The organism is Bradyrhizobium sp. HKCCYLRH2047 (assembly GCF_051168175.1).
Taxonomy (GTDB): Bacteria; Pseudomonadota; Alphaproteobacteria; order Rhizobiales; family Xanthobacteraceae; genus Bradyrhizobium.
Map to the genome: position 1 here is coordinate 492,830 of NZ_JBNPUM010000004.1, position 11,574 is coordinate 504,403.

The 11,574-nt window shown below is 65.2% G+C and carries 14 protein-coding genes; 9 read left to right on the top strand and 5 right to left on the bottom strand.

Translation table 11 applies throughout. The annotated features are described in order from the left end of the window. Nucleotides 1–45: 45 nt before the first annotated feature. The 3 genes from ACQR1D_RS12575 to ACQR1D_RS12585 form a co-directional block, all read right to left on the bottom strand. A complete protein-coding gene (locus tag ACQR1D_RS12575) occupies nt 46–1,254 on the bottom strand; it encodes a GNAT family N-acetyltransferase (protein WP_434838268.1) in 1,209 nt (402 codons plus the stop codon). Nucleotides 1,255–1,356: 102 nt separating this feature from the next. After that, entirely contained in the window at nt 1,357–2,109 is a 753-nt protein-coding gene (locus tag ACQR1D_RS12580) for a glycerophosphodiester phosphodiesterase (RefSeq protein WP_316237479.1), read from the bottom strand. 30 nt (nt 2,110–2,139) lie between these two features. Then, the gene (locus ACQR1D_RS12585) at nt 2,140–2,607 is read right to left on the bottom strand and encodes a RidA family protein (RefSeq protein ID WP_315804116.1); all 468 of its coding nucleotides are present in this window, start codon (nt 2,605–2,607) and stop codon (nt 2,140–2,142) included. A 205-nt stretch (nt 2,608–2,812) separates the two neighbouring features. Here ACQR1D_RS12585 and ACQR1D_RS12590 point away from each other — a divergent pair, with 205 nt between their 5' ends. Beyond that, nucleotides 2,813–3,670, top strand: coding sequence for a cell envelope integrity EipB family protein (locus ACQR1D_RS12590; RefSeq protein ID WP_315804115.1), 858 nt, complete (start codon nt 2,813–2,815; stop codon nt 3,668–3,670). A gap of 8 nt (nt 3,671–3,678) precedes the next feature. Here the strand turns inward: ACQR1D_RS12590 and ACQR1D_RS12595 are convergent, their stop codons facing one another. After that, nucleotides 3,679–4,986: a DNA polymerase IV gene (locus ACQR1D_RS12595; RefSeq protein ID WP_434838267.1), complete on the bottom strand. Its 1,308-nt coding sequence runs from the start codon at nt 4,984–4,986 to the stop codon at nt 3,679–3,681. Then, complete coding sequence (locus ACQR1D_RS12600; RefSeq protein ID WP_315718395.1) at nt 4,983–5,282, bottom strand: DUF3572 domain-containing protein; 300 nt, start codon at nt 5,280–5,282, stop codon at nt 4,983–4,985. The genes ACQR1D_RS12595 and ACQR1D_RS12600 overlap by 4 nt, the downstream gene beginning before the upstream one ends. A gap of 217 nt (nt 5,283–5,499) precedes the next feature. On the opposite strand from ACQR1D_RS12600, the gene ACQR1D_RS12605 reads away from it, so the two are divergent. From ACQR1D_RS12605 to ACQR1D_RS12640, 8 genes are all read left to right on the top strand, one after another. Continuing rightward, nucleotides 5,500–5,865 carry a response regulator gene (locus ACQR1D_RS12605; protein WP_008964019.1) on the top strand — a complete coding sequence of 122 codons (366 nt, stop codon included), beginning with the start codon at nt 5,500–5,502 and terminating at the stop codon, nt 5,863–5,865. Nucleotides 5,866–5,877: 12 nt separating this feature from the next. Then, nucleotides 5,878–7,296 (top strand): PleD family two-component system response regulator, encoded by a 1,419-nt coding sequence (locus ACQR1D_RS12610; RefSeq protein WP_316181848.1) that lies wholly within the window; start codon nt 5,878–5,880, stop codon nt 7,294–7,296. Nucleotides 7,297–8,248: 952 nt separating this feature from the next. Further along, nucleotides 8,249–8,434 carry a hypothetical protein gene (locus tag ACQR1D_RS12615; RefSeq protein ID WP_434838266.1) on the top strand — a complete coding sequence of 62 codons (186 nt, stop codon included), beginning with the start codon at nt 8,249–8,251 and terminating at the stop codon, nt 8,432–8,434. A 14-nt stretch (nt 8,435–8,448) separates the two neighbouring features. After that, nucleotides 8,449–8,622 (top strand): hypothetical protein, encoded by a 174-nt coding sequence (locus ACQR1D_RS12620; protein ID WP_434838265.1) that lies wholly within the window; start codon nt 8,449–8,451, stop codon nt 8,620–8,622. 382 nt (nt 8,623–9,004) lie between these two features. Continuing rightward, a complete protein-coding gene (locus ACQR1D_RS12625; RefSeq protein WP_434838264.1) occupies nt 9,005–9,427 on the top strand; it encodes a DUF1127 domain-containing protein in 423 nt (140 codons plus the stop codon). Between the two features lie 468 nt (nt 9,428–9,895). After that, a complete protein-coding gene (locus tag ACQR1D_RS12630; RefSeq protein ID WP_315804109.1) occupies nt 9,896–10,297 on the top strand; it encodes a DUF1127 domain-containing protein in 402 nt (133 codons plus the stop codon). A gap of 186 nt (nt 10,298–10,483) precedes the next feature. Continuing rightward, nucleotides 10,484–11,182, top strand: a complete 699-nt coding sequence (locus ACQR1D_RS12635; protein ID WP_316237476.1) for an aspartate/glutamate racemase family protein — start codon at nt 10,484–10,486, stop codon at nt 11,180–11,182. A 145-nt stretch (nt 11,183–11,327) separates the two neighbouring features. Continuing rightward, the gene (locus tag ACQR1D_RS12640; RefSeq protein WP_315804107.1) at nt 11,328–11,558 is read left to right on the top strand and encodes a hypothetical protein; all 231 of its coding nucleotides are present in this window, start codon (nt 11,328–11,330) and stop codon (nt 11,556–11,558) included. Nucleotides 11,559–11,574: the final 16 nt, after the last annotated feature.

Below are 11,574 nucleotides of genomic sequence, written 5' to 3' on the forward strand. Positions count from 1 at the left end.
CGGTTCTTCTTGGTGCGCCTTACTCTCACCGGCAGGTGTCGCCGGTCAAGACGGCTCGTCCATGCCTTTCCGGAACGGTCCGGATTCGGCGAGCTCGCGGCCGGCCTGCTCGACATAGGCGCGCTCGCGCTTGAGATAGTCGTCGATGGCGTGGCGCAGGCCGCGGTCGGCGATGTAGTGGGCGGAGTAGGTAGTCTGCGGCAGGTAGCCGCGCGCGATCTTGTGCTCGCCCTGGGCGCCGGCCTCGACCACGGCAAGCTTGTGCTGGATCGCAAAGTCGATCGCCTGGTAGTAGCAGACCTCGAAATGCAGGAACGGGTGGTGCTCGATGGCGCCCCAGTTGCGCCCGAACAGCGTATCCGAGCCGATGAAGTTGATCGCACCGGCGATCCAGCGGCCGTCGCGCCTGGCCATCACCAGCAGCACGTCCTCAGCCATGGTCTCGCCGATCTGCGCGAAGAACTTGCGGGTCAGATACGGCCGGCCCCACTTCCGCGAGCCGGTCTCCATGTAGAACGCGAAGAACGCATCCCAGGCGTCCTCGGTGATGTCCTTGCCGGTCAGCCAATGGATGGTGATGCCGGCGCCGAGCGCATCGCGCCGCTCGCGCTTGATCGCCTTGCGGTGGCGCGAATTCATCGTCGCCAGGAAATCGTCGAAGCTGGAAAAACCCTGATTGTGCCAGTGGAACTGCTGGTCGGTGCGCTGCAGGAAGCCCTGCGCGGCGAGCAGCTGCCACTCCGACTCCCGGGCGAAGGTGACGTGGACCGAGGACGCCTCGCTGATCCCGCACAGCGCCTTGAGCCCCTGCGCAAGCGCATTGCCGATCAATTCCTGGTCCTGGTCGGCGCGGATCAAGAGCCGCGGCCCGGTCGCCGGCGTGAACGGGACCGACACCTGCAGCTTCGGATAATAGCGGCCGCCGGCGCGCTCATAGGCGTCGGCCCAGCCGCGGTCGAAGACGTATTCGCCCTGCGAATGGGACTTCAGATAGCACGGCACGACGCCGAGGATATCGTCGCCGATCTTCGCCACCAGATGGCGCGGCGCCCATCCGGTGCGCAGGGTGGCCGAGCCAGAGGCTTCGAGTGCTGAGAAAAACGCGTGTGAGATGAACGGATTGTAGCCGCGGCCGCAGGCGGGAGATGAGCCGGGACCAACGCGACCGCCGGGATTGGCGCAGGCATCCCATGCGGCCGCCGGGATCTCGCTGATCCCGGGAACGGCTTCGAGCGTGATCTCAGGCGATGCCATCGAGTCCTTGTCAAACCGGCCGGCACGGGACGCCCCGGCCGGGACGTTCCAGATGCCACGCCCTGAAGATCGTGCATCGCAGCAGCGAGTTCAAGGCCGGCGTCACGTCTCCGGCGTAAACCCTTCGAAGATCATCTGATCCGCGTAGCGGGCCGCAGCGGCGCGCTGCTCGGGGGTGCGGACGGTCCAGGTCAGCAGCGGGCAGCCGAACACATTGCGCGCGATCCAGGGGGCCGGCGCAGGCAGCTGGTCGACCCAATAGGCGACGAAATGCGGCTGGCTGCTGAAGCCGTGCTTCAGATGCAGCATGCTGTCGCGCTGCGCCTGGGTCAGCTTGGCCCAATAGCCGTCCTCGTAGCTGCGCTGCGCGACGATGCCGCGCGTCAGCTTCGGCATGGTCTCGCGCAAGGCACGGACCTGGTCCGGATCGAACGACATCCCGACCACCGGCCCGGAGTAGGACGCCAGCACCTCGGCCATGCGCCGGACCAGACGGCGATCGCCCTGGAACGTGCTCTTGACCTCGACGACCAGCGGCACGCGTCCGGCGATCAGGTTGCAGAGGTCGCCGAGCGTCATCATCTGCTCGTCGGTCTGCTTGAACTTGATCGCTTTCAGCTCTGCCGCGGTCTTCTCGATCAGCGGGCCGGTGCCCTCGGTGAGGCGTCCGAGATCATAGTCGTGATGCACCATGGCCTCGCCATCGGCCGACAGCTGGATGTCGCATTCGATGGCGAAGTTGCCGGCCACGGCGCCGCGTGCGGCGGCCGGCATGTTCTCGATGATGCCGCTGACAGCATCGTGAAGGCCGCGATGGGCGACGGGGCGGGCCGTCAGCCAGTCAGGTGCGCGCATTCGCCCCGTCCATTGTCTTCAACTTCGAACTCACTCAACCTCGAACACGCCTTCGACTTCCACCGCCGCATCGGACGGCAGGGCCGAGACGCCGACGGTGGTGCGGGCGTGGCGGCCCTTGTCGCCGAAGGCGGCGACCATCAGGTCGGAGGCGCCGTTGAGCACCTTCGGTCCGTCGAGGAAATCCGGCGCCGAATTGACGAAGCCGCCGAGCCGGACCACGCGCACGACCTTGTCGAGATCGCCGACCGCCGCCTTCACCTGCGCCAGCAGGTTGACGCCGCAGCCCTTCGCGGCCGCGTAGCCGTCCTCGATCGACACGCCGCCGCCAAGCTTGCCGGAAGCGATCATCTTGCCGTCGCCGCCGAGGCAGACTTGGCCCGACACGAACAGCAGATTGCCAGTGCGCACGAACGGGACGTAATTGGCCACCGGTGCCTTTGGTGCCGGCAGTGTGATGCCCTGTGCCGCCAGGTTCTGTTCGACCGTACCCGCCATCTCAAATCCCCGTTCTGTCGCCTGAAAGCCGGTCCCGTGCCGGACCGCAGCCCTGTTTGGCGCAGTTGCCAGTGACATGCAAGCTGCCAGCACCGACGCGATTCCGGCGCTTTAAGCGCACGTTTCCGTGAGACAGCCGCAGTTGCGACGCAATGCAGCGGTCTCTAATGTGACGGTTTAGCGATACGTCCTCCGAGGAAAACTCATGGCTCATTCGTTTCGACTGTCGATGGGAGCGCTCGCCGTCGCGGCGATCACGTTCGGTCCGGCGCAGGCCGGGGCGGCGGTGCCGTTCCTGCCGCATCAGGCGCTCTACGACCTGAGCCTGGTCAAGTCGCGCGGTTCGAGCCCGGTCAACAGCGCGCGCGGCCGCATCCTCTACAATTTCTCCGGCAACGCCTGCGACGGCTACACTTCGGAATTCCGCCAGGTCTCGGAGCTCGATCTCGGGGAGGGCAAGGTGACCCTGAGCGACCTGCGGTCCACCGCATGGGAGGACGGCGCCGGGAAGAGCTACCGCTTCAAGATCGACTCGCGCATGAACGAGCAGGCCTCCAGCCCGGTCGACGGTATCGCCGAGCGCACCGGCGATCACATCACCGTCAAGCTCAAGCAGCCCGAGGCGAAGACCTTCACGCTCGACGGCTCGACCGTTTTTCCGACCGAGCAGATTCATCGCATCATCGCCGCCGCGCGCGAGGGCAAGTCGCTGCTCGAGCTGACGGTCTATGACGGCTCGGACAATGGCGAGAAGGTCTACAACACGCTGACCGTGATCGGTGCGCCCGTGCCGGCCGACAAGGCCGCCGCCAAGCCCGACGCCTCGACCGACAATGACGAGATGAAGAAGATGACGCGGTGGCCGGTGACGGTCAGCTATTATGACCGCGACGCCAAGCGGGCCGAGGGCGAGCAGACGCCGGTCTACGCGATGTCGTTCGAGCTCTACGAGAACGGCGTCTCGCGCGCGCTCGTGCTCGACTACAATGATTTCGTCATCGCCGGCGCGCTCGGCAAGTTCGACGTCAAGGACGTGAAGGACGGCAAGCCCTGCAGCAATTGACCGGGGCGTCATTCGGTCTGCTCCGGGCCGTCATAGGCGATGCCGCGGATCACCGCGGCCTGGCCGAACTTCTTGCGTAGCGCATCGATCGCGCGCTCGGCCGAGGCCGAGCGGCGGTCGAGCATGTCGGTGTCGGAGGCCTCCGAGCCCGGGCGCAACGCGCTGACGCCTGTGCCCATCAGCCGGAACGCCGTGCCGTCGGTCTCGCGCGCCAGCATCTCCTTGCAGATTGCGAAGATCTTGCCGGCGAGCTGCGTCGGCGCCGCGATCGATTGCGAGCGCGTTCGTTGACGGAAGTCCGCGGTCTTCAGCTTCAGCGTGATGGTCGACCCGGCGAGCTGGCTCGCCTTCAGCCGTGCCGACACCTTCTCCGACAGCCGCCACAGGGTCTTTTCCAGGGTCACGTAGTCGCGGATGTCGGTGTCGAAGGTGGTTTCGCTCGAGATCGTCTTGGCGCCGCGGTCGGCCACCACCTTGCGGTCGTCGATGCCGCGCGCCAGCCGCCACAGCCTGCGGCCGTCGCCGCCGAACTGCTTCATCAGCTCGATCTCGTCGGCGCGCTGCAGGTCGGCGATGGTGCGGAAGCCCTGGTTCGCCAGCCGTTGCTGGGTCGCCGGACCGACGCCGAAGATGAAGCCGACCGGCTTGTCGGCCAGCATCATCAGTGCTTCCTCCTGGTCGAGCGCGGCAAAGCCGCGCGGCTTGTCGAGATCCGAGGCGATCTTGGCCAGGAACTTGTTGCAGGACAGCCCGACAGACACCGTGATGCCGATGGTCTGCTCGACGTCGCGGGCGAAGCGCGCCAGCACCTTGGCCGGGATCATGCCGTGGACGCGCGCGGTACCGGAGAGGTCGAGGAACGCCTCGTCGATCGACAGCGGCTCGACCAGCGGCGTCAGCGCCTGCATCGCCTGCCGGACCTCACGCCCGACGCGGACATATTTCGCCATGTCCGGGGGAATCACGGCCGCCGAGGGACACAGCTCCAGCGCCTTGAACATCGGCATCGCCGAGCGCACGCCATAGGTGCGGGCGATGTAGCAGGCCGCCGACACCACGCCGCGCTTGCCGCCCCCGATGATGACGGGCCGGTCGGCGACCTCTGGATTGTCGCGCTTCTCGACGGTTGCATAGAACGCGTCACAGTCGATATGGGCCAGGGTCAGCGCGGGCAGGGCGCGATGGCGGACGAGGCGCGGCGAGCCGCAGGCGGAACAGCGGCGCGCGCCATCGTCGAGGTCCGTCAGGCAGTCGCGGCAGAAGCAGGTCGGCCCGCTGACCGCGCGCGACCCGCTCGCTGGCGCTGCTTCGGTCACGGCACGTCGCGCTCCCACTGCCGGTCGCCCAATACCTGCCGCGCGGCCATGATATTGGTGGGATGTAACTTGGAGTGGGCGGCAAAAGCCTTTACCGTCTCGTCATCGCGCAGCACGAAATCGAGCACGCTGACCAGGAAATTGGGGTCGGCGGCCGAGGATCGCAGCGTCTCCGGCCCGATCCCGGTCTCGGCCAGGAAACGGCCCAGCCGCTCCGGTTCGCCGGCCAGGAAGCCGAGGGCCTGAACTGCAACGATTTCAGCGACTTCGCGCGGATTTCGAACGGGCTTTTTCAACGGCGGATTTGCCTTTCCGTTAACTTGTCGGCTCTACTTTGCGCCCATCATGCCCGAGTCTTCGGAATGGGTTCAAGCAAGTGGAAACCATCTCGGGGAAAGATGGAATCCCACCTTAACGGGTTTGAACGAATCTGGGGCTAGTTTGAATTAGATGAGTAGCGGTGGACAGTCGTCCGCCAGAGGACATGCCGGTGTCAGTGATTCGGAGGGGCGGATGGGCAAGACCGTCCTGATCGTGGAAGACAATGAGCTCAACATGAAGCTCTTCCGCGATCTGTTGGAAGCCCACGGGTACCAGACCTCCGGTACGTCCAGCGGCGTGGAGGCGCTCGACATCGTGCGCCGGACCCGCCCCGATCTGATCCTGATGGACATCCAGCTGCCGCAGGTCTCGGGCCTGGAAGTGACGAAATGGATCAAGGACGATCCGGATTTGCGTGCCATCCCGGTGGTGGCAGTGACGGCCTTTGCGATGAAGGGCGACGAGGAGCGCATCCGCGAGGGTGGCTGCGAAGCCTATCTTTCCAAGCCGATCTCGGTCGGAAAATTCATTGAAACGGTACGCCGCTTTATCGGCTAAGGAGTTTCTGCAGTGTCCGCGCGTATCCTCGTCGTCGACGACGTCCCGGCCAACGTCAAGCTGTTGGAGGCGCGGCTGTCGGCCGAATATTTCGACGTGCTGACCGCCGCGAACGGCGCCGAGGCGCTGCAGATCTGCCAGCGCGCCGAATGCGACATCATCCTGCTCGACGTCATGATGCCGGACATGGATGGATTCGAGGTCTGCCGCCGGCTGAAGTCGAATCCGGCCACGCATTTCATTCCGGTCGTCATGGTGACGGCGCTCGACAGCCCGTCCGACCGCGTGCGCGGCCTGGAGGCCGGTGCCGACGACTTCCTCACCAAGCCCGTCTCCGACGTCGTGCTGATCGCGCGCGTACGCTCGCTGACGCGGCTGAAGATGATGACCGACGAGCTGCGCATGCGCGCGCTGACCTCGCTCGAGATCGGCGTGCAGGCGCCCGAGCGCAACGCGGTCGCCGACGCCGGCAAGGGCGGGCGGGTGCTGCTGGTCGACGACCGGCCGTCGTCCTACGAGCGGCTCGGGCCGATGCTGGCGACCGAGCATTCCATCGACGTCGAGACCAATCCCGCCGAGGCCGTGTTCAACGCCGCCGAGGGCAATTACGACCTCGTCATCGTCTCGCTCGACCTCAACGATTTCGACGGCCTCAGGCTGTGCAGCCAGTTGCGCTCGCTGGAGCGCACGCGCCACGTGCCGATCCTGGCGATCGCCGATGCGGAAAACAATTCGCGGCTGCTGCGCGGGCTGGAGATCGGCGTCAACGACTATCTGCTGCGCCCTGTCGACAAGAACGAGCTGCTGGCGCGCGCCCGCACCCAGATCCGCAAGCGCCGCTACACCGACCATCTGCGCGACAACGTCCAGAACTCGATCGAGATGGCGATCACCGACGCGCTGACGGGCCTTCACAACCGCCGCTACATGGAGACGCATCTTTCGACCTTGGCCGACCAGGCCGCGAGCCGCGGCAAGCCGCTGGCGCTGATGATGCTCGACATCGACTACTTCAAGTCGATCAACGACAATTACGGCCATGATGCCGGCGACGACGTGCTGCGCGAGTTCGCGATGCGCGTGCGCAAGTCGATCCGCGGCATCGATCTCGCCTGCCGCTATGGCGGCGAGGAGTTCGTGATCGTGATGCCCGAGACCGACCTCCACGTCGCCGGCATGGTCGCCGAGCGGCTGCGGCGCTCGGTCGCCAACGAGCCGTTCGCCGTGCACAAGGGCGAGAAGCGCATCGAGGTCACGGTCTCGATCGGGCTGTCGACCCTGGAGCAGAAGGGCGAGCCGATTGCCGACGTCATGAAGCGCGCCGACAATGCGCTGTACCGGGCCAAGAACGAGGGCCGCAACCGCGCGGTGGCGATCGCCCCGGTCCATCAGCCGACCTTCCTGCCGCAGGCCGCCGGCCGCGGCCGCTAGAGGGGCAGGGGGGCTGCGCTCTCTTCGTCCTCGGCTGAAGTTGCCGCGCATCTGTCCAACGCCCTCCATCTGCCATCGAGCGATTCCGGGCCTCGTGCTTCGAGACGCGCCGCAAGCGGCGCTCCTCAGCATGAGGTTGAGAGCTTCGCCAAGATCTCTCCAGCATCCCTCCGAGATCACGCCAAAACCACGAACCTCGTCCTGAGGGCACGCCGCAGGCGTGCGTCTCGAAGGACGGCCGCGGGGCTGATGCATCCTCGCGAGGAAGACGTGCTCCATCGCGTCGGAATGCTCCGTTCACGTGTGCTTTCCGTTCAGACATGACCAATCGTCCTCGCGGCGCATCCGCGCCCGAGCTTTGCCATTCAAAACCCTCTTCGAGAACAGAGGGCGCAGGGAAGGCCGGGTGCTGGTCGCACCCATGGTCCGCGTGCAGAAAGAAAGCACGCGGCAGAACCACAGGTACGGACCGGACATCCGGCCCTCCCTGCGCGATGGCTTTACGGCTTACTCCGTGCTCTCCCCGGGGACCGGCGTTCTTGCCCCCGTCACCGGCGCGCTTCGTCGCAGCGCCCGCTTGGCCTCAGCGTCGGGAGGCCAGGACCACACGGCTTCACCGTGCGCATCAGGATGTTCGTCCGCGCGGATCAACCACGCTGCACCCCGACACGCCCACCGCAGCCCACCTCACGCTCGTGACGATCGCGATGCGCCCCTCATGGCGAGGTGGGATGGGCGACGTGTAGCATGATTTTCGGAAAAACGAAACATGAATCTGATCGGTGACGGCGGATCAAGGTGATCCGCTTGAAGCGATTGAATAAATGAGTTTTTCGGCGCAGGGCGTCCGGCGATGCCTGTTCGCACGAGACGGCAGCCTTAGCTTTCGACGAGGATGGGTCGGCCGAACTGCCGACGTGCTAGGATCCGGCCGAAAGTTCGGAAGAATGACATGACAGTGGCGTGGTGGATTTTCATGATCGTGTCGCTCGGATCGATCCCGCTCGCGTCGGCGATGGCGGTCGAGCGCGATCGATCGCCCCGACGATGGTTGTGGGCTGCCGCGATTGTAGGGCCGTTGGCGCCGCTGGTTCTGCTGATTCTCGGCGGCGCGCCGATTGAAGTTGGGGCCAACTAAGCTCGGAGGCAAGCATGAGGCTGTTCTACGTAGGCGTCCTGACTGGGGTTCTGACGTTCTGTGGGGTGATGGCGCTCCAGTCTAATGGTGTTCAGATCAGCGTGCCGATGATCGGCGTTCTGGGAGGCGTTTTGTCATTGTTGGCCAAAGCCATCGTGGATCGTTTCATGGCGGCCCCCAGCCCGTAGTCCGCACTTCGCAGAGCAGATCAGTAGGGGGGGATTAGTGAAGCGTGATGCGCCGCCTTGTCTTCCCGTGAAATGGCGGACTACGCTGGCGCTAATCCGCCCTACGACACTTCGTAAGCTCATCACTTCGAAGTACTCGCGTCAGAGATGCGCCGTCATGCGGAACAGCTCTTGATTTTATCCGATGTTGGTGGTATCCAGGTCTCATGAGCACATCGATCCGCATCGTCAACTTCGACCACATGACCGGCTTCGGCCGGGCCATGGAAGGAGTCGCGCGCTAGGAGATCGACGACGCGATGTTCTCACCAGGCCCCGCCGGCATCGGACGGGGCCTTTTGTTTGGCCACGCTCCCTGCCGGCACAACAGCAGGAGCGCAGGATGCCACCCCACCAGACCAACTCGACGATCGACGCCGGGCGCGTGTCAGGGCTCACCGTCGATCTCTCGATCGCCTCGGTCCAAATCGCCTCAGTCAAAGACGCGATCAGCAGCGTGCAGCCATCGACGCAGTCCATGACCTCCATCGCAGCCTTGCGAGACGCGTTGTCGGAAAAGGACGCGGCCGGTCCGCCGGCCAGGCCGACCTGGCTGATCATCCGCCTGATCGGCCGATGCTGGCGTGCCATTCAAGCATGGCAATGCCGCGAGCGCGTGCGGGCAAGCCTCTACGAGCTGAGCGAACGCGAGCTCACCGATATCGGCATCACGCGCGCCGAGATCGAGCACATCGCCGCGCTGCAGACGCTCGACAGGTTGAGGGATGATCCATATCCGGGCGGCGTCTCGCGTCGGGGAATGTAGTCGATCGCGGGCGTGGCGACCGCGGCGACAGTCGACCAAGAGCACAAGATGATCGCCGCGACGTCATTGCGAGCGTCAGCGAAGCAATCCAGGGTCCCGCACACGACTCTGGATTGCTTCGCTGCGCTCGCAATGACGGCGGTGAGATCGCGCTTCTCTCCGGACACCATTCTGCCGGAAACGTCGTGTGCGCGGAGTTTGGCAGAACGCAAGCCTCGCATAGGTGCTCATCTGCGAGCGCAGGAACTACATGCCTTGATCCGGCGCAATCTCCATGGTACATGCAGATCATGATCAACGTCGTGCGCAATTCCAACCGTAAACATACGACCCGCCGCAGCCGGGCCGTGGGAGGAGTCGTGCGCTAGGTTTTCGACGACACGATCATTCCACCAGGCCCCGCCGGCATCGGACGGGGCCTTTTGTTTGGCCACGCTCCCTGCCGGCACCACGCAGCAGGAGCATCCGATGCCACCCCAGAGCCACCTCACTGCCGAGATCGCGCGCAATGCCGCCACGCGCGATCGTCCTCTCACATTGCTGAAGAACGCGGCGCACCAGGTGCCAGCCGCGCCGCGTCCAGACGCATCCGTCACGGTGCTGCGCGACGCATTGTCGGAAAAGAATGCGGCGGGGCCGCCAGGCCTCACGGCTCCGGGACTGTTCGGCCTGTTCGCAGGCTATTGGCTGGCGTTCCAGGAGAGCCGCCGGCGCCGGATGATGAGACTGCATCTGCGGGACCTGAGCGAGGCGCAACTGGTGGATATTGGCCTGACGCAAGGCGATCTCGACCATATCGCGGCTCACCGCGCGCTCGATCGCCTCAGGCACGACATGGCAAATGTCATGATGTCCCGCGGCGTGATGTAGCTGCGGACCGGCCAGCGCGAACGGATCTCTCGGCAGGGCGGATCAGCGTGTGATCTGCCCTGGCGATGCCGTGCGCGCGTTCTGTTGCAATGACGGAGGATGGTGCGCGTGGGCGGCTGGCGATGCTCACGCTCGGCCGCCTTTCGCGCTATCATCGTCGGCGACGTTGATGGGATGGAACGACGAATGACACGACACATCGGCATCGTCGGCTGCTCCGCCGAGGGCGCGGCGCTCTGCTATCGCACGATCTGCAGGGAGGGTGCCGACCTGCTCGGGCCGCATGCCCATCCCGAGGTGTCGATGCACACGCCGTCGCTCGCCGACTACGTGGCCTGCCTCGATCGCGGCGATCTCGATGGCGTCGCCGAGCTGATGCTGACCTCGGCGCACAAGCTCGCTGCGGCTGGCGCGGATTTCCTGATCTGTCCCGACAACACCATCCACCAGGCGTTGCCGCTCGTGCTGCCATGCTCACCGCTGCCGTGGCTGCACATCGCCGACGAGGTGGCCAAGGAGGCGGTCAGGAGAGGCTACAGGCGTATCGGCATCACCGGCACGACATGGCTCGTCGACAGCAATGTCTATCCGGACAGCCTGATGGCACACGGATTGGCGTTCGCGCGTCCCGAGGAGGCCGATCGCGTCGAAGCCAACCGCATCATCATGGATGAGCTCGTCTACGGGCGGTTCGAGCCGCCCTCCGTCGCGACCTTTCAGAAGATCATCGCACGGTTGAAAGGTGATGGCTGCGACGCCGTCGCACTCGGCTGCACCGAGATTCCGCTGATCATCGACGATGCCAACTCGCCTCTGCCGACGTTGGATTCGACGCGTCTGCTCGCGCGTGCTGCGCTGGCGCGGGCGATGTCCGGCGCCGGCTGAGAATTGCGGCAAGGCGCTGATCGTTCAAAGCAGGATGTGCAGGCCGCATTGGCTGCGATGCTCGCCATCCGGTCTTCGGACGCACAGTTCCGTCGGAACCCCCTTGGGCGGGAAACGTTTGTTTCAGCCCAAGAAGGAGCACCCAATGAAGAAGCTGATGTTTGCGGTTGCCGTGTCGCTGTCCGTTCTGCCGTCATTCGCCATGGCCCAGGGCCATATGGGGACGCCGCAGGAGCAGAAGGCGTGCGCGCCGGATGCCAAGCGCTTCTGCCGCAGTCAGCTCGGCGATGACTTCGCAGTTCAGAACTGTCTGACGCAGAACCGGACCAAGCTGAGCAAGCGCTGCTCGGCGGTGTTCCAGAGCCACGGGATGTAGCACGCCCGGTGCGTCG

Excerpts from the sequence above, each read along its gene's own strand:
- ACQR1D_RS12575 (WP_434838268.1), bottom strand. The coding sequence starts at position 1,254 with ATGGCATCGCCTGAGATCACGCTCGAAGCCGTTCCCGGGATCAGCGAG.
- ACQR1D_RS12580 (WP_316237479.1), bottom strand. The coding sequence starts at position 2,109 with ATGCGCGCACCTGACTGGCTGACGGCCCGCCCCGTCGCCCATCGCGGC.
- ACQR1D_RS12585 (WP_315804116.1), bottom strand. The coding sequence starts at position 2,607 with ATGGCGGGTACGGTCGAACAGAACCTGGCGGCACAGGGCATCACACTG.
- ACQR1D_RS12590 (WP_315804115.1), top strand. The coding sequence starts at position 2,813 with ATGGCTCATTCGTTTCGACTGTCGATGGGAGCGCTCGCCGTCGCGGCG.
- ACQR1D_RS12605 (WP_008964019.1), top strand. The coding sequence starts at position 5,500 with ATGGGCAAGACCGTCCTGATCGTGGAAGACAATGAGCTCAACATGAAG.
- ACQR1D_RS12615 (WP_434838266.1), top strand. The coding sequence starts at position 8,249 with ATGACAGTGGCGTGGTGGATTTTCATGATCGTGTCGCTCGGATCGATC.
- ACQR1D_RS12620 (WP_434838265.1), top strand. The coding sequence starts at position 8,449 with ATGAGGCTGTTCTACGTAGGCGTCCTGACTGGGGTTCTGACGTTCTGT.
- ACQR1D_RS12625 (WP_434838264.1), top strand. The coding sequence starts at position 9,005 with ATGCCACCCCACCAGACCAACTCGACGATCGACGCCGGGCGCGTGTCA.
- ACQR1D_RS12630 (WP_315804109.1), top strand. The coding sequence starts at position 9,896 with ATGCCACCCCAGAGCCACCTCACTGCCGAGATCGCGCGCAATGCCGCC.
- ACQR1D_RS12635 (WP_316237476.1), top strand. The coding sequence starts at position 10,484 with ATGACACGACACATCGGCATCGTCGGCTGCTCCGCCGAGGGCGCGGCG.
- ACQR1D_RS12640 (WP_315804107.1), top strand. The coding sequence starts at position 11,328 with ATGAAGAAGCTGATGTTTGCGGTTGCCGTGTCGCTGTCCGTTCTGCCG.